General features: G+C 36.7%; 11 protein-coding genes. 5 read left to right on the plus strand and 6 right to left on the minus strand.

The window, feature by feature from the left end; genetic code table 11:
• Window positions 1–10: 10 nt before the first annotated feature.
• The 4 genes from ilvB to ilvA all read left to right on the plus strand — a co-directional run bounded on the left by ilvB (window position 11) and on the right by ilvA (window position 4,604).
• A complete protein-coding gene (gene ilvB, locus BLS98_RS01365) occupies window positions 11–1,735 on the plus strand; it encodes a biosynthetic-type acetolactate synthase large subunit (RefSeq protein ID WP_089732853.1) in 1,725 nt (574 codons plus the stop codon).
• 12 nt (window positions 1,736–1,747) lie between these two features.
• Window positions 1,748–2,029, plus strand: coding sequence for an ACT domain-containing protein (locus BLS98_RS01370; protein WP_089732854.1), 282 nt, complete (start codon window positions 1,748–1,750; stop codon window positions 2,027–2,029).
• 253 nt (window positions 2,030–2,282) lie between these two features.
• On the plus strand, window positions 2,283–3,329 hold the full coding sequence (gene ilvC, locus BLS98_RS01375; RefSeq protein WP_089732856.1) for a ketol-acid reductoisomerase: 1,047 nt from the start codon (window positions 2,283–2,285) through the stop codon (window positions 3,327–3,329).
• Between the two features lie 12 nt (window positions 3,330–3,341).
• Window positions 3,342–4,604: a threonine ammonia-lyase IlvA gene (gene ilvA / locus BLS98_RS01380; RefSeq protein ID WP_089732858.1), complete on the plus strand. Its 1,263-nt coding sequence runs from the start codon at window positions 3,342–3,344 to the stop codon at window positions 4,602–4,604.
• Window positions 4,605–4,975: 371 nt separating this feature from the next.
• On the opposite strand, the gene BLS98_RS01385 is transcribed toward ilvA, so the two are convergent.
• The 6 genes from BLS98_RS01385 to alaS form a co-directional block, all read right to left on the minus strand.
• On the minus strand, window positions 4,976–6,445 hold the full coding sequence (locus BLS98_RS01385; RefSeq protein ID WP_089732860.1) for a M20/M25/M40 family metallo-hydrolase: 1,470 nt from the start codon (window positions 6,443–6,445) through the stop codon (window positions 4,976–4,978).
• 6 nt (window positions 6,446–6,451) lie between these two features.
• Window positions 6,452–6,688: a hypothetical protein gene (locus BLS98_RS01390; protein WP_089732862.1), complete on the minus strand. Its 237-nt coding sequence runs from the start codon at window positions 6,686–6,688 to the stop codon at window positions 6,452–6,454.
• A 42-nt stretch (window positions 6,689–6,730) separates the two neighbouring features.
• Window positions 6,731–9,085 (minus strand): hypothetical protein, encoded by a 2,355-nt coding sequence (locus tag BLS98_RS01395; protein ID WP_228425430.1) that lies wholly within the window; start codon window positions 9,083–9,085, stop codon window positions 6,731–6,733.
• 264 nt (window positions 9,086–9,349) lie between these two features.
• Complete coding sequence (locus BLS98_RS01400; RefSeq protein WP_089732867.1) at window positions 9,350–11,164, minus strand: cytochrome-c peroxidase; 1,815 nt, start codon at window positions 11,162–11,164, stop codon at window positions 9,350–9,352.
• 64 nt (window positions 11,165–11,228) lie between these two features.
• Window positions 11,229–12,707: an alkaline phosphatase PhoX gene (locus BLS98_RS01405; RefSeq protein ID WP_089732869.1), complete on the minus strand. Its 1,479-nt coding sequence runs from the start codon at window positions 12,705–12,707 to the stop codon at window positions 11,229–11,231.
• A gap of 189 nt (window positions 12,708–12,896) precedes the next feature.
• Window positions 12,897–15,500, minus strand: coding sequence for an alanine--tRNA ligase (gene alaS, locus BLS98_RS01410; RefSeq protein ID WP_089732871.1), 2,604 nt, complete (start codon window positions 15,498–15,500; stop codon window positions 12,897–12,899).
• 169 nt (window positions 15,501–15,669) lie between these two features.
• On the opposite strand from alaS, the gene BLS98_RS01415 reads away from it, so the two are divergent.
• The gene (locus BLS98_RS01415; protein WP_089732873.1) at window positions 15,670–16,584 is read left to right on the plus strand and encodes a gliding motility protein GldB-related protein; all 915 of its coding nucleotides are present in this window, start codon (window positions 15,670–15,672) and stop codon (window positions 16,582–16,584) included.
• Window positions 16,585–16,610 lie beyond the last annotated feature (26 nt).

A 16,610-nucleotide genomic window follows, 5' to 3' on the forward strand; every position in this document is an offset into this window, starting at 1 on the left:
ATCAGAGAGTATGAAGAATTTAAATCAATCAACAGCTACAGAACTGAGTGGAAGCCGGATTATTCTTGAAGCATTTCTTCATGAGGGCGTGAAAACAGTTTTCGGCTATCCTGGGGGTGCTATCATTCCCATTTATGATGCCCTTTATGATTACAAAGATCAACTGGAGCATATTCTTGTGCGCCATGAGCAGGCGGCTGTACATGCTGCACAGGGATTGGCAAGAGTTTCGGGAAAAGTAGGAGTGGTTATGGCTACCAGTGGTCCCGGAGCAACCAATCTGGTAACAGGATTAGCAGATGCTTTATTGGATAATACACCATTGGTATGCATTACAGGACAGGTATTTGATCATCTTTTAGGAACAGATGCCTTTCAGGAAATTGATGTTATGAATATCACCAGCCCTGTTACCAAATGGAATTATCAGGTAACCGATGCCAATGAACTTCCTGAAGTATTAGCTAAAGCATTTTATATCGCAAAATCTGGACGTCCGGGGCCAGTACTTATTGATGTTACTAAAAATGCCCAGTTGCAGAAAGTTGCATACAAAGAGTATTCCCCTTGCCATTCTTTGAGAAGCTATAAACCGGATTCTGCACCGTCGCTGGAGCACATTGAACAGGCAGCGGAACTGATTAATCAGGCTGAACGTCCATTTATTATTGCCGGGCAGGGAATTATGCTTGGAAAAGCAGAAAGAGAATTTCTTGAGTTTGCAGAAAAATCAGGAATTCCGGTAGCATGGACGGTTTTAGGAATGGGCGTTCTTCCTACAGATCATCCACAGGCAGTAGGAATGGTAGGAATGCATGGAAATTACGGACCTAATATTCTCACCAATCAATGTGATGTGCTGATTGCCGTAGGAATGCGTTTTGATGATCGCGTAACCGGAAGACTGGATCAATATGCGAAACAGGCAAAGATTATTCATTTTGACATTGATTCCTCAGAAATTAATAAAAATGTAAAAGTGAATGTTCCGGTTCTTGGAAACTGTAAAGAAACCTTACCAATTCTTACTGCATTGATTCAGAAAAGAGAACATCCGGAATGGCATCAAAGGTTTAAAGACTGTATGGAAGTGGAATGCATTAATCTCATCAATGAAGAATTATATCCTAATGAAGAAGAGATCACTATGGGAGAGGTTATCCGATGTCTTAATGAAATGACGAAAGGAAAAGCTGTGATTGTAACGGATGTAGGGCAGCATCAGATGGTAACCTGCAGGTATTCCAACTTTCAGTATTCACGAACTAATGTTACAAGTGGAGGATTGGGAACAATGGGTTTCTGTCTTCCCGCAGCAATAGGCGCAGCTTATGGAGAACGAAATCTTCCTGTTATTGCAGTAATGGGAGATGGAGGTGCTCAGATGAATATTCAGGAGCTGGGAACAGTGATGCAATATCATCCGGAGGTTAAAATTTTAATACTGAACAACAGCTATCTGGGAATGGTAAGACAATGGCAGGAGCTTTTTCATGAAGAACGATATTCTTCCGTGGACATCCAGAGTCCGGAGTTTGTACAGGTGGCGAGCGGATACCATATTCCTGGAAGAAAGGTTAGTCAGAGAGAAGATTTGAAAGAAGCTCTTGAGGAAATGCTTACTCGTAAAGGAGCTTTTCTGTTAGAGGTGATGACAGGAAAAAAACACAACGTATTTCCAATGATTCCCCAGGGAAAAAGTGTTTCAGAAATTGTATTGAATCATAAATCATAAAATCAACAAAAAATGAGAACAGAAAATAAAGAATATACTATAACAGCTTACACAGAGGATTGTTTGGGATTGATGAGCAGAATTAATGCTATTTTTTCAAGACGGAGGATTTCCATAACCCATTTCAATATGGGACCTTCTGAAACAGAGCATATAAAAAAGTTTGTCATTACCATCAGAGAAACAGAAGAATCTGTTCAGAAGATTACCAGACAAATGGAAAAACAGGTAGATGTGTTGGAGGTTCATTATCATAAAAATCCATATTTCACGGCTATAGAATATGCTAGTTAAATATAAAACCAGCTATGAACATTTAAAATAGCACTTAAGATATTTTTAAGTCACAAGCTTTATGCATATCAAGTACACTTAAGTTTTTTTGAAAATCTCTGATTTTCATCTTATGTGAACTTCTTATTCAGCATTATTTACACTTACTCAAGTGAACTTAAGTGTTAGAAGAAAATCTTTTTTCACTTACTGTTCTTAGAAAGGTAAGTGTTATCAATCAATAGTATAAAACAACAAAATAAAATTATAGAAAATGGCAAAATTAAATTTCGGAGGAGTAGAAGAAAACGTAGTAACAAGAGAAGAGTTTCCATTACAAAAAGCTCAGGAAGTATTAAAAGATGAGGTAGTAGCAGTAATCGGTTATGGAGTACAGGGGCCGGGACAGGCACTGAATCAGAAAGACAACGGAGTTAATGTGATCGTAGGCCAGAGAAAGAATTCTAAATCCTGGGATAAGGCTGTAGCAGACGGATTTGTACCGGGCGAAACTTTATTCGAAATTGAAGAAGCTTTAGAAAAAGGAACCATCATCTGTTATTTACTGAGTGATGCTGCACAGATCGAATACTGGCCAAAAGTTAAGCAGCACCTTACTCCAGGAAAAGCGTTGTATTTTTCTCATGGTTTTGGAATTACCTTTAATGAACGTACAGGAATTGTTCCCCCGGCTGATGTAGATGTATTTTTGGTGGCTCCGAAAGGATCAGGAACTTCATTGAGAAGAATGTTCCTTCAGGATAGAGGATTAAACAGCAGCTTTGCCGTTTATCAGGATGCGACAGGAAAAGCAAGAGAAAGAGTAACTGCTCTGGGAATTGCCATAGGAAGCGGATATTTATTTGAAACAGACTTTAAAAAAGAAGTATACAGTGATCTTGCCGGAGAAAGAGGAACATTGATGGGGGCCGTACAGGGAATATTTGCAGCACAATATGATGTATTGAGAAAGAATGGACACAGCCCGTCAGAAGCATTTAACGAAACCGTAGAAGAACTTACCCAATCGTTGATGCCATTGGTCGCAGAAAACGGAATGGACTGGATGTATGCGAATTGTAGCACAACTGCTCAAAGAGGAGCTTTAGACTGGTGGAAACGTTTCAGAGATGCAACTTCCCCTTTATTTGAAGAATTGTATGATAATGTTGCCAAAGGAAATGAAGCCCAAAGGTCCATCGACAGTAACAGTAAGCCTGATTACAGAGAAAAACTGGAGGTGGAATTAACTGAGCTAAGAGAAAGTGAAATGTGGAGGGCCGGAAAAACCGTACGCAGCCTGAGACCGGAAAATAATTAATAAGAAATAAAAATGAGGACGGGAGAAACCTATTTATCCGTGTTGGATAATGTGTACAAAGCAGCGGAAAGACTTAAAAATGTGTGCGTCAGAACGCCATTGGCTGTTAACAATAATTTGTCGGGAATTTATAATGCTCAAGTACATTTTAAAAGAGAAGACCTGCAAAGAGTAAGATCTTATAAAATTCGTGGGGCTTATAACAAAATGTCAACCATGGTAGGAGAGGAGCTTTCCAGAGGAATTGTTTGTGCCAGTGCTGGTAATCATGCTCAGGGAGTTGCTTTTGCATGCAATACCATGAAGGTGAAAGGAACCATTTTTATGCCTTTACCCACACCGGGACAAAAACTGGAACAGGTTAAGATGTTTGGGGGAAGTTATATTGATATTGTTTTGCATGGAGACACCTTTGATGAAGCAAAAGATGCTGCAATGAGGTTTTGTAATGAAAATAACGGAACATTCATTCATCCTTTTGATGATCCTGCGATCATTGAAGGGCAGGCAACAACAGCATTAGAGATTCTTGAACAGGCACATGAACCTATTGATTATCTTTTTGTACCGATAGGAGGAGGAGGTCTGGCAGCTGGTGTTTGTTCTGTCTTTAAAGAATTATCTCCTCAAACCAAAATCATTGGGGTAGAACCTTCAGCGGCAGCAAGCATGAAAAAAGCTTTAGAAATTGGTAAACCCGTATATCTTGAAAAAATCAGTCGCTTTGTAGATGGTGCTGCTGTACAGCAGGTAGGAAATCTCACGTTTGAATGGTGTAAAGACACATTGCATGATGTGGTCACCGTAGAAGAGGGGCTTGTGTGTGAAACCATTCTTTCCTTATATAATAAAGATGCTATTGTTGTGGAACCGGCAGGTGCCCTTTCTGTAGCCGCTTTAGAAAAGTATAAAGATCAGATAGAAGGGAAAAATGTAGTGTGTGTCATCAGTGGAAGCAATAATGATATCACCCGAATGGAAGAGATCAAAGAAAAAGCCTTACTATACGCAAACTTAAAACACTATTTCCTGGTAAGGTTTCCACAAAGACCGGGAGCATTAAAAACTTTTGTAATGGATGTGCTTGGACCTAATGATGATATTACTTTTTTTGAATACACTCAGAAAAATTCAAAGGAAAAAGGGATAGCGGTCGTAGGAATAGCCCTGAAACAAAAAGAAGATTTTACTCCTTTGATGGACAACATGAAAAAGCAGGATTTTTTTGTCAACTACCTCAACAATGATCCTTCTTTGATGAATCTACTAATTTAGTTTGGGAAAAATACAGCTACATTTTTATTGGCCACGAATTCACGAATAAAATAATAGGTGTAATTAATCTATGGGTCTATGTGGTTTAAAAAAATAACCACATAGGCACATAGAATTTTGTAGCTAAAAGAGTTGAAACCATTTTATTTGCTGTAAATTATTAATCTTCTAGCTTCCTGTTTGTCATTTCGAAGAAATCTATACTATAATACTCTAAAAGCGAAGTTGAGATTCCTGCGGAATGACAAAATATTATGTAGATTTTCATTTATGTAAGAAGAAAAATGATCCTATTCAACTAAAAATCATTTGTTCATTTTTGATATATCACAAAACAACTCCGGCTCACATTCGTGAGCCGGAGTTATTATTTATCTTTCAAGTGTAAAATTCGAAATTATTTTCGGACGTTCAGCTTCATTAGCTACTTTCCATGATGTTCTGTACATCCATTCTGTCATTTTATACAGCTTTTTGTAGTTGATGTTTTCAGATTCATCCTGTGGAGTATGGTATTGGTCATGCAATACACTGGTAAAGAATATTGCAGGAATACCCACTTTAGCATACGGAAGATGATCACTTCTGAAATAAAAATATTCAGCATGATTTGGAGAATCCCAATCTTTTAAATAGTTGAATTTTGTGCTCTCGTTATTGGCATCTTCAGCCATTTTTACAAGCTCTTCAGAGTTTTTATGTGGAGCATTTCCACCCAATAAAGCGGCTTCATTATTATCGTTTCTTCCGATCATGTCGCCATTCAGTACCGCTACAATATTTTCTTTCGGAACTACAGGATGAGCAGCATGCCATCTAGAACCCAATAAACCTCTTTCTTCAGCACCGTGGAAAACAAACAAAACACTTCTCTTTCCCGGTTGTTTTTTGTAAGCTCTTGCCATAGCCAGCATCGCAACACAGGTACTTGCATTGTCATCTGCACCGTTGTAGATGGTATCATTTTTTACAGGATGTCTGATGCCGTCGTGATCTTGATGTCCGCTTAATAAAACGTATTCTTTTTTAAGAACAGGATCTGTTCCTTCAATTTTCCCGATGATGTTTACGGAAGGATATTTGTAGGTTTCAGTCAGTAGATTCAGAGATACTTTAGGATTGTTTTTTACCCAGTTGGCATTCTCTCTTTTGATCCAGAGAACAGGAATATTATTCGTGATTTTTTCTCTTAATCCTTCCACGCCATACGTTCCTCTTGTCATTTGAGGAAGTACTTCCACCCAACTTTTGTCTGAAATATCATCAGTAATGAAAATGATGGCTTTTGCTCCCAGTTCAGTAGCTTTGTTATAATATTTTGTTCTTACAAATCCAGGATATCTTCTTACAAAAAGAGTCATTTCCTTATCAATGTTCTTGTCAGAAGCATTTATTGCAAGCACTTTTCCTTTAAGATTCAGTTTGGCAAGCTCTTCCGGTTCTGTATTTCCAGCATAGACAATTTCTGCGTCTACAGAAGCATTTACAGGCTCTGCAACAAGGAAATCTTTCCACAGTTTTAATTGAGTATCTCCAATTTTCAGACTGCTTTGTGGAGTTGTCTGATGCCTGTACATATCAAAAAACTGAAAAAAAGTGCCATTATCACCGGCAGGTTTCATTCCAGCTTCTTTGGCTTTGTCTGCCAGCCACATGGATACCTTTAATTCATCTAAAGTTCCTGCTTCCCGGCCCCAGAACTGATCTGCTGCCAACTCATACATGTCTTTTCTGAGATCAGTTTCTTTAATAGCTGACACCAAAGGCTTTTTATAGCTCTGAGCATTTCCTATACTGAATAACAGAAGACCCAGTAAAGAAAAAATATAATTCTTATTCATTGGCTTTTAATTTAGGTTGCTAAGTTTATCAGAAAACTCCTTCGAAAACTCTTTTCGGTCTTCTTCCAGTTTCTCTGTATTAGATGGCAAAATATAGTTGAAAAGGATTTTATCTTCGTTGTCTAAAAATATGATTTCTTTTTCATTTCCATCAATCATCTGTGAGAAAATAGCCCACATGGAAGTATCTTTTAATTTTAATAATTCAAAAAAGCCTTCCGCTTTTATTTCTATTCTTTGCATATTCTTATAGGTATAATGTACGTTTTGAGGAATGGTAAGCTATTAAAATTCTAAGAATTTTAACTTAAACTGAATGGCGAAATTCTGCTTGAATTGTGGAGTTGCATAATAACCCACTCTATAGAATAACCCCAGGTTGAAATAGCTGGAAAGGAAGTTGTTCCATTCCAAGCCCACTTCCTGATACAGGTGATCCAGTTTTTTAAACTTGAACTGGTGGTATTCCGGATGTTTCATATCTCCAATGGTTCCGCGCAGTACAAAATCAAAGCTGGAAACATTGTGTCCGAAACTTTTAAAGTACAGCGGTAATTTATGGGTGAAATAATAGGCAACAAATTTATCGTTGTAATATTTTCCACCTTCCAAAGTAGCAAAACCAAGGAATGATGTAAGGTTAAAATTAAAATCTTTACCCGGAGAGGCAAGTCCGTTCATGGTAAAATTCTTCCAGATTGGAGCTTCTCCTAAAACAACTCCACCATACAATCTAAAACCAGTTGTTCCTATTGGAGTTTTAAAATTATGTACAAAAAGAGCATCAAAACGGGAATAATTGAAACTTCCACCCGCCATTTTGTAGCTCTGTTCATAGTTGAAATATAACTCCGGATATTTCTGATCGATCAGAGATTTACCCTGTGGAGTCATAATATTGGTAGAATTCGGAGAATACTTTAATGTAAATAAGGTATTAAAATTCTTAAAAGACGATCCACCATCCCTAAACTGGTAATCAAACTGCGCTTCTTCAATATTTCTTCTTACGGCAAGAGCAAGAGTAAGGCCATTGGTGACATCATTCAGATAAGATAATGAAGCTCCTTTGAAGTGGAAATATTTATCATTGTTTAGGTTATTTCCGAAGTTCATCATTCTCATTTTGAAATTCCAAAGTCTTCTGTAAAATTCTCCTGAAGCCGTTACATCATCATAAAAATCAAATCTGAAGAATGAGTTTTTATCCAAAGTTGTTTTGATATCAATCCCCATTCCGTATTTCCATCTTCTGTCTTTTACTCCATAAGCAAAATAATAATCAGGAGAGAAATAAGGATTGAAATTTTCATTGATTTTCGCCTTTAATCCCAGTCTGAATCCTTCGTAGGAGTTATAGTTGGCAATTTCATCCACCGCAAAATCTACAACACCCACTCTGATCTGCCCGTTAAGCAGCCCGGAAATGATCTGTGCTTTGCTGTCAATTTTATATTTTTTACCAAGACTGTCAATAGTCTTGTATGTATTTTGTTCCCTTTCGGTAAGTGGTTCTGTTCTGTAGCGATCTAGTGAATGTCCGTCAATACTTTTTACATCAAAAGTATACCCTTTGAAATCCTTAGGCTTTTCTTCAATAGGAGAGGCGAAATCAAAATATTTTGACGTAAGAAAGGCGTAGGTTCCAAAGCTTTTCTTATCCTTTTTGTTAGTATGTTCCTTATCATCCATCGCCATTTTCCCCATTTTAAGCTTGGTAGTTTCATGGGCAAGGAACCATTTATTGTTGTAAAAAATCCAGGTACTGGTAATGATTCCATCGTTTTTACTTTTACTGAAATTTTCAATTTTTTTAATTCCGTAAGTTTCAGTATCAATATAGATAGCTCCTGTGTATTTTCTTTTTTTATCAGGATTTTTATAATTGACTTCACGGAAGCGGATTACAAAATTTTTTCTTCCGTCAAGTTCTATGGTATCGGAAAGAAAATATCGGTAAAGGCCTCTGTTTTCTGGTTTTACCTGTTCCGGAACAATATCTCTGTTACTTTGCTGAAGCGCAATCATTTCATAAACCGGCTGCTTCAGACCCGAAATTCTGTTATCAAGGATGTTGATCTTTTCGCCATACTTTTTGGAATACAAAAACTCCTGTGCTCTTTCCCAAAGGAAGAGTTTACTTTTTGCAAATATCTTTCTTGCACTGATGTTATTCAGGGAGTCTTTTTCTCGCTTTTTCTTGAAGAAATTTAAATCATTAAAATACTGATTGAATTGAGTAAGGCTGTCCTGATCAATATCCAAAGAGATTTTTTCGTAAGATTTATAAGCGTAAGAGCCTAAGCTTTTAGGAGAGTTTTCATTAAATAGCTTGTTTACTTTTTTTAGGATTTCCAAAGCCCTTGGATCACTTTTATCTTCAATCACTACCGTCTCAATATTGGTTGTTTTTGAAGATTTTTTACTCAGTGAAATTTCCATACTGCTTTCTACAGGTGTTGTTCCATTTTGATACAACTCTGCTTCCACTTCAATGTTTTTGCATGCTGTTTTAAACTCCAGAACTCCTTGCGCATTGGTATAGCCAAGTATGGTACTGCCACAGAAAACCTTGGCATTAGAGACAGGCTTTTGGTTGGAGCCGTCAACAACTTTAATTTTAAGCTGTGAATACCCCAAAAAGCATATTAGGAAAAATAATAACTGTAAACCCCTTTTCATGTAAAAAAACTATGTCAAAATTAATAATATTTATTGTGGTAGAAAAGTTTTTAACACAGTATAACATTGATTTAATCTAAGATAGATATGGAAATACCCTAAAATATCAGTTTAAATTTTGAACATAGACCCTCTTTTTATAGTTTTTGAATTTTTCCAATAAAAAAACTCCTGAATTCTATCTATTCAGGAGTTTTGTGTCTTTTTTAGATCTTGGATAATTTAGTGATCATCTAAAGCCTTCATAAATTCAATAATATCATCTGTTTCACGCTCGGTTAGCTGAAGCGGAGCATCAGAAAGCGTTTGATTTTCTATTGTAAATCCGAACCCTTTTCCGCCTCCTTTGTTATAAAAATTCATAACCTCTTTCAATGTTTTATACCCGCCGTTATGCATATAAGGAGCTGTTTTATTACTATTTCTGAGAGTAGGAGTTTTAAATGAATGCTGTAATGAAGCTACTGTTTCATGAAATTTTCCTCTTCCCAGGTCGTTATCAATTGTTTTATTGTCTCCATTTACAGCGATCCCTAATACTTCCTGCTCCGTTTTTTTGAAAGTAGGGGGAACAGTACCATTGAATAACGGAATAAAATGACATATGGCACATTGAGCCTTTCCTACAAATAGGTTAAATCCTCGTTTTTGGTTTTCCGTCATTGCTGATTTATTTCCCCGCATATACTCATCAAAATCAGAATTGAATTTTGCCAGGGAACGGATATAGCTGGCTAAAACATTCTGAAGCTGCCATACCTCTGTTTTTTGTGAATGATAAATCTTTTTAAAAGCAGTCTGGTAATTTTTATCCTGATTAATTTTGGCAAGAATAACATTCAGATCACCATGCATTTCTTCTTTATTGGAGATTACATCCGAGCTTTGGCCTTCCAGATCATCTTTCCTCATATCCCAAAACTGACCATGCTGATAACCGGCATAGTTGAGAGAAGGAGCATTCCTAGCAAGTTCTGAATTTTCAAGTGATATAGATCTGGCAAGTCCGTCAGTAAAAGCTTTTTCAGGAATGTGACAGGTTGCACAGCTGCGATTGTTATTATTTGATAAAATATTGTCATTAAAAAGCCTATGCCCAAGAGCAGCCTTTTCCTCAGAAAAAGCATATTCTTTTCCAGGGATGAAGGCATTAGGATTGAAAGCGTTTTTAGAGAAAAATGTAGCCGCATTTTTGTTTAAGGCCGTTGTTACTTCTACGTCTGGTATGTTTTCCTGATTTTTAAAATCAAGCATCATAGCAGTGATCTTATTAAGATGATCCGGTATAAAGCTTACATAATCAAATGTGTTCTTGTCCGTATTTTTTTTCAGGACTTCGATTGCCTTGTTAATTTCTGTTGTAATCCTTTTCAGAGCTTTATCTTTGGATCTGTTGGTTGATATGTGTTCCAGTGTTTCTTTGATACCTTCCAGGGCAGAAGGCATTTCTTTTAAAAACACTCCGGAAATAGGAGTATCAAAGCCTGAAATACCCAAACTGGAGATTCTGAAGGCTTCCTGCCTCAAAGCATCAAAAACCTGATCTTTACTGACGGTAATTACCTGAAAATTGGTTTTTATAGTGTTGCTTTTATTGATGAGTTTGCTCAGCATTCTGTTCACCTCCTCTTTATTTTCTTTATGATAAGGATAAAGCATTTCTTCCAATACCTGCAGCCCTTCAGGTTCTATTTCTGTATGTTCGTCCATTTCTATTTCAGGAAGTGCCGGTCCGTTAATGAATCGGGCAGAGTGGGGAAGGAAGTATTCTATAGCCCATTCCATTTTTTTGTAAGTTTTTCTGATATTTTCAAACTTCTCCTGAAGAAGTTTTTCGTCAGAATCCTTAGAAACAAGGGTTTTCAGTTCATTGATCTGTTTTTCAAAATCAGTGTTGATGGTGATGATCCTGCTTTTTACAGAACCCAGGTCTTCAGATACCGGCTGTTGCTTTTTTCCTTTACAGTATGAAAGGACAAGAAGTGCTGCTGCGGAATATAAAAGAAGAAGGATCGGATATTTTGAAAGTTTCTTCATAAGTATGAAAAAGTATCAACAGAAAATTCCTGTTGATACTTTGATTGATATAAAGTAATTAAAACTATTTTTCTACGTTTCTGATAATTACAATTTGACCACCTTCTTTGTTGAAGTTGATCCCGGAACCGTCGGGATTTTGGAATTTATCCAACTGCCATGTGTGAGAGTGGATGTTAATGGCAAATGTATTAGGAACTCCGATGATATCGGAAATATCAACCATTGCTCCATATTCCCATGAACCATATTTCTGAAGGTCTCCGGATTGGTTATACGCTTTATTCCATGCATCATTACCTCTGTTGTGTTTCATATTCAGCCATGGCTTATATTGTTTTGTAGCAATATTAAGCTGCCAGATATGAGAATCGTGGTTAGCAGCCTTATAATAAGAATCTCCGTCTTCCTGGATGTAAACATAGTTTTCCGTTACACATAAATTATCAGGATTAATCAGGTTATTGCCCGGATTAGAATCTCCTTCTGCAACTACTTCTAATTTTCCTGTCAGCATATTCCCGGAGTTAAGAACAAGTTTGTACACTCTTCCCCACATCGTTAATCCTGGTTTTGGATTGACTCCGTCAGAAGATTCTCCGGTTGCTGTAAAGTAGATCTCTCTTCCTTTTCCGGCTCCTTTTCTGTAGTCAACATCTTCAACTCTTGAAAAACGGATGGCACTATTATCAATATTTTTCTGATTGATTTGAGCACCAGTAAGGTTTTTAGCGTTAGGTATTTCAACAAACTCTACATCGTAGGTACTGCCTTTCGTCATGTCCGTTTCAGTATAGTTGTTATTTGTTCTTTTCAGAGCATATAATTTACCATTGTTCAGGTCACCTTGAGTGTCTCCTACATACATGATCAGCTGGCCTGCAGACTGGTGAGAAGAAGAATAAGACTGGTCTTCCCCAATTAAAATATATGATTTACCATTAGAGACGTCTTTAGGAAGTGGAACTGCGTTTTCCATAGAAGCTTTTCCTAAAGCCGGTTTTACTCTGGTTTTATCAGACGCCTGAGATGCTGGCGCCAACGGATCTAAAGCGTGAACCATACTTTCTTCACCAGATTCTCCTGCAGTAAGGAATGCACTGAAACCATGAATTTCAGGGGTAGCCAAGGTAGCAGAACATAATCTTGTCATTCCACCTGTTCCATTTAATATATATTCTCCTTTTACAGGTCTGAACGTCTTATCCAAATATACTCTTGATACAGATTGTTTGATCTCATGGTTGGTAATCATAAGATACCCGTCAGATTTAGGATCTTTCATAATTCCCATTCCGTCCGGCTGTCCTCCGAAAACAAAATCAGGAGAACCAGGAAGAACATCTGAACTGGAAATAAGTGTAGTAATATTTAAGTTTTCAAAATCTTTCATCCCATATACAAAGGCTGGTTCTTTAGAAAAATTTTCTATTTTGATTTTTTCATTGGCAGAAGAGTTATCACTTCCATTGTCGTCATTTTTGCAACTCTGAAAAATAAGAGTAGCAAAGATTAATGCTCCAATAGTTTTGTTAATTTTCATATTTATTTTTTTAATTTCAATTATGACAAAACTAAAGGCTTAGTGTTAATTAGAGTTTACGGGGAGAAAACAAATACTTTAAGATTAGCTGAGGATTTGTTAAGGAATAGTCAATAATTAGAACGGTTATAAATAAAAAAACTCCCGAACAGATGCTGTTCAGGAGTTTTCAATATGTTGAAATATTTTTTAAATATTCAGTGCTTTTTGATAAGCGTTTTCCAATCCTTCAAGGTTTTTACCACCAGCAGTAGCAAAACCAGGATTTCCACCACCACCACCTTGGATTTCTTTAGCAAGATCTTTTACAATAGCTCCTGCCTGATATTCTGCTGCCAGATCATCAGAAACTCCTACGGTAATCATTGGCTTACCATCCGCATCAGAAAGAATAATCGTTACCGAAGTAGGGATCTCTCTCTTCAACTGGAATACAATATCTTTAACAGAACCAGCGTCTAAAGAAGTCTTTTTCACTAATAACTGTTTGTTGCCTTTCTGTTCGTAAGCATTCTTCCAGTCACCAATTTCTCCTTTCGCTTTTTCCTTCTTAAAAGCATCCACTTCAGCCTTTAATGAAGCATTTTCCTCGATTAATTTCTCGATAGATCTTACAACATCTTTAGACTTCAGCAATTGAGAAAGCTCAATAATCTGTTGTTCAAGATTCTTGAAATATTCCTCAGATTTGTCTCCTGAAATAGCCTCAATCCTTCTGATACCTGCTGCTGCAGATCCTTCAGAAGTGATTTTGAATAGACCAATCTCGCTGGTGTTTTTAACGTGAGTCCCTCCGCAAAGTTCCTTAGAACTTCCGAACTGGATCATTCTCACATTGTCACCATATTTTTCACCAAATAAAGCCATTGCTCCTTTCTCTAAAGCTTCCTTAATCGGAATGCTTCTGAATTCCTGTAATGCAATGCTTTCTTTGATCTTGTGGTTTACTTTTTCTTCAATTAAAGCAATTTCTTCTTCAGTCATTTTATTGAAGTGAGAGAAGTCGAAACGCAGATAATCAGGACCTACGTAAGAACCTTTTTGTTCTACGTGGGTTCCCAGAACATCTCTTAAAGCCTCATGTAAAAGGTGAGTTACAGAGTGGTTAGCCTGAGAGTTCTTTCTGTCGGTTGCATCTACTTTAGCATAGAAAACAGCTCCAGCATCTTTTGGAAGACCGTTAATTAGAGAAATGATAAGACCATTTTCCTTTTTAGTTTCCAGTACTTCGAAGCTTTCAGTAGCATTTTCAAGAACACCTTTATCTCCAACCTGTCCACCACCTTCAGGGTAGAATGGAGAGTTGCTTAATACCACTTGGTAAAATTCTCCGTCTTTATTTTCTACCTTTCTGTATCTTGTAATATAGGTTTCAGATTCAATCTGGTCGTATCCAACAAAATTTTCGTCTCTTTCTTCTAAAGTAACCCAATCGTATACTTTCTGAGCAGAATCCGCTTTTGAACGAAGCTTTTGCTTTTCCATTTCAGCTTTGAAACCTGCTTCGTCAATGGTTAATCCTTTTTCCTCAGCAATAATTCTTGTTAAGTCATCAGGGAAACCATACGTATCATACAATTCAAAAACCTCCTCACTTGGTAAGACTTTATTACCTTCAAGCATTGTATGTGTAATAAGGTTTCGAACTCTTACTAGTCCTGTTTCAATTGTTTTTAAGAATGAATCTTCTTCACTTTTGATGACTTCTGTTACCAAAGTTCCTTGCTTTTCAAGCTCAGGGAAGAATGTTCCCATTTGTTCCTGAAGAACAGCAACTAATTTGTAAAGGAAAGGTTCTTTCATATCTAAGAATCGGTAAGAATAAGAAATTCCTCTTCTCAAAATTCTTCTGATAACGTAACCAGCTCCTCCGTTTGAAGGCAATTGTCCGTCTGCAATCGCAAAAGAGACAGCTCTGATGTGATCAACAACTACACGAATTGCAATATCTTTTTCATCTTCTAAAATTCCGGTATATTTTTTTCCTGAAAGTTCTTCAACCTTCGCAATTAGCGGAGTGAAAACATCAGTGTCGTAGTTGGAAGATTTTCCTTGAAGCGCCATACAAAGACGCTCAAAGCCCATTCCTGTATCTACATGTTGAGCAGGTAATTTTTCCAGAGAACCATCTGCTTTTCTGTTAAATTCCATGAAAACGAGATTCCAAACTTCCACCACTTGAGGATGATCGTTGTTCACTAATTCCAAACCAGAAACTTTAGCTTTTTCTTCTGGAGTTCTTAAATCGATATGGATTTCTGAACAAGGTCCACAAGGTCCGCTTGCACCCATTTCCCAGAAATTATCCTTCTTATTTCCGTTGATGATTCTATCCTCTGCAATATGAGATTTCCAGAAATCATAAGCATCCTGATCTCTGTTAAGGTTTTCAGATGTATCTCCTTCGAAAATCGTTACATATAAGTTCTCCTTTGGAATTCCGTATACTTCAGTCAATAATTCCCAGGCAAAAGCAATAGCCTCCTTTTTGAAGTAATCCCCGAAAGACCAGTTCCCCAACATTTCAAACATGGTGTGGTGGTAAGTATCTCTACCTACATCATCCAAATCATTGTGTTTTCCTGAAACTCTTAAACACTTTTGTGTATCGGCAATTCTTGGGGCCGTAGGTGTTTTGTAGCCAAGGAAAAAATCCTTGAACTGAGTCATTCCTGAGTTGGAAAACATAAGGGTAGGGTCGTCTTTCAGCACAATAGGAGCTGAAGGAACGATAAGGTGCTCCTTACTTTTAAAATAGTCTAAAAATTTTTGACGTATCTCTTGTGATGTCATAGTATTGCTTTTGCTTTTTTTAGTATCAAATTTTGATAAGTTGCAAATTTAAGATTTTTAGGTGATTTAATATCCAATATTTGATATTTTCAAGGATGTTTTATCAAATGTCAGACATAATAATGAAGTGTAGATTTAAATACTTTATCTTGGAAGAAAGAATTTTCTAATGAAATATAGTGTTTTGTTTTTATTTCTAACACTATTTGTCCATTCCCAAAAACGGGTAACAAATAGTGATGTGGCCAACTTTTGGAATGCTTATGATAAGGTACAACAGACTAAGGATTCTGTGAAACAAATAGAAATAATCAATTCTGAATACCTACAAAAAGCCAGTCCTGCACTTAAAGCCCTGATTACAATGGATAAGATGAGTGCTTCAGATTATATCAAAAGTATTCAGAGAATACCAAAGCGTTGGAATAAAGTACGTTCTACCACATTACAGATTGTACAACAGAATTATGAGATAGACAAGTTATATAGATCTTTTAAGGAAATATATCCGTCATTTCACAGCCCTCAGATTGGCTTTGTGATAGGAACTTTTAATAGAGGAGGAACAACAACCAGAGAATTTATTCTGATAGGAACAGAAGTTGCTGCACTTACTCCTTTTTCTGATACTGAACTGAAACAGTCTACAGAATATAACATTGCCCATGAACTGGTTCATGTACAACAGGACTATGTGAATGGTGTGAATAATGAAGAAGAGTACCATAATCTTGATTTATTAGGTTGGGCATTAATGGAAGGCTCGTGTGATTTTGTTGCTGAAAAACTATTGGGGAAACTTCCCTATATTGCTTATATAGAATATGGCGGACAGCATGAAAAAGAGCTTTGGTATGATTTTAAAAAGGATATGTACTTATATGATACAGACAAATGGATGTACAACGGAAGTACCACCAAAGATAAACCTGCCGATCTCGCTTATTTTGTAGGGTATGCTATTTGTAAAAGTTATTATGAGCAGGCGGTAGATAAAAAAGAAGCACTGAATGAAATTATTAATATCAATTATTCAAAAAACGAGCATCATGCATTTTTTAAAAAAGCAGGTTATATGAAATAATGGTTTAAAATGATCTGTATTTAAAA

Origin of the sequence: Chryseobacterium jejuense, assembly GCF_900100075.1 — a bacterium.
Lineage (GTDB): Bacteria > Bacteroidota > Bacteroidia > Flavobacteriales > Weeksellaceae > Chryseobacterium > Chryseobacterium jejuense.

Excerpts from the sequence above, each read along its gene's own strand:
- alaS (WP_089732871.1), bottom strand. The coding sequence starts at position 15,500 with ATGACATCACAAGAGATACGTCAAAAATTTTTAGACTATTTTAAAAGT.
- ilvC (WP_089732856.1), top strand. The coding sequence starts at position 2,283 with ATGGCAAAATTAAATTTCGGAGGAGTAGAAGAAAACGTAGTAACAAGA.
- ilvB (WP_089732853.1), top strand. The coding sequence starts at position 11 with ATGAAGAATTTAAATCAATCAACAGCTACAGAACTGAGTGGAAGCCGG.
- BLS98_RS01415 (WP_089732873.1), top strand. The coding sequence starts at position 15,670 with ATGAAATATAGTGTTTTGTTTTTATTTCTAACACTATTTGTCCATTCC.
- BLS98_RS01400 (WP_089732867.1), bottom strand. The coding sequence starts at position 11,164 with ATGAAGAAACTTTCAAAATATCCGATCCTTCTTCTTTTATATTCCGCA.
- BLS98_RS01390 (WP_089732862.1), bottom strand. The coding sequence starts at position 6,688 with ATGCAAAGAATAGAAATAAAAGCGGAAGGCTTTTTTGAATTATTAAAA.
- ilvA (WP_089732858.1), top strand. The coding sequence starts at position 3,342 with ATGAGGACGGGAGAAACCTATTTATCCGTGTTGGATAATGTGTACAAA.
- BLS98_RS01385 (WP_089732860.1), bottom strand. The coding sequence starts at position 6,445 with ATGAATAAGAATTATATTTTTTCTTTACTGGGTCTTCTGTTATTCAGT.
- BLS98_RS01405 (WP_089732869.1), bottom strand. The coding sequence starts at position 12,707 with ATGAAAATTAACAAAACTATTGGAGCATTAATCTTTGCTACTCTTATT.
- BLS98_RS01370 (WP_089732854.1), top strand. The coding sequence starts at position 1,748 with ATGAGAACAGAAAATAAAGAATATACTATAACAGCTTACACAGAGGAT.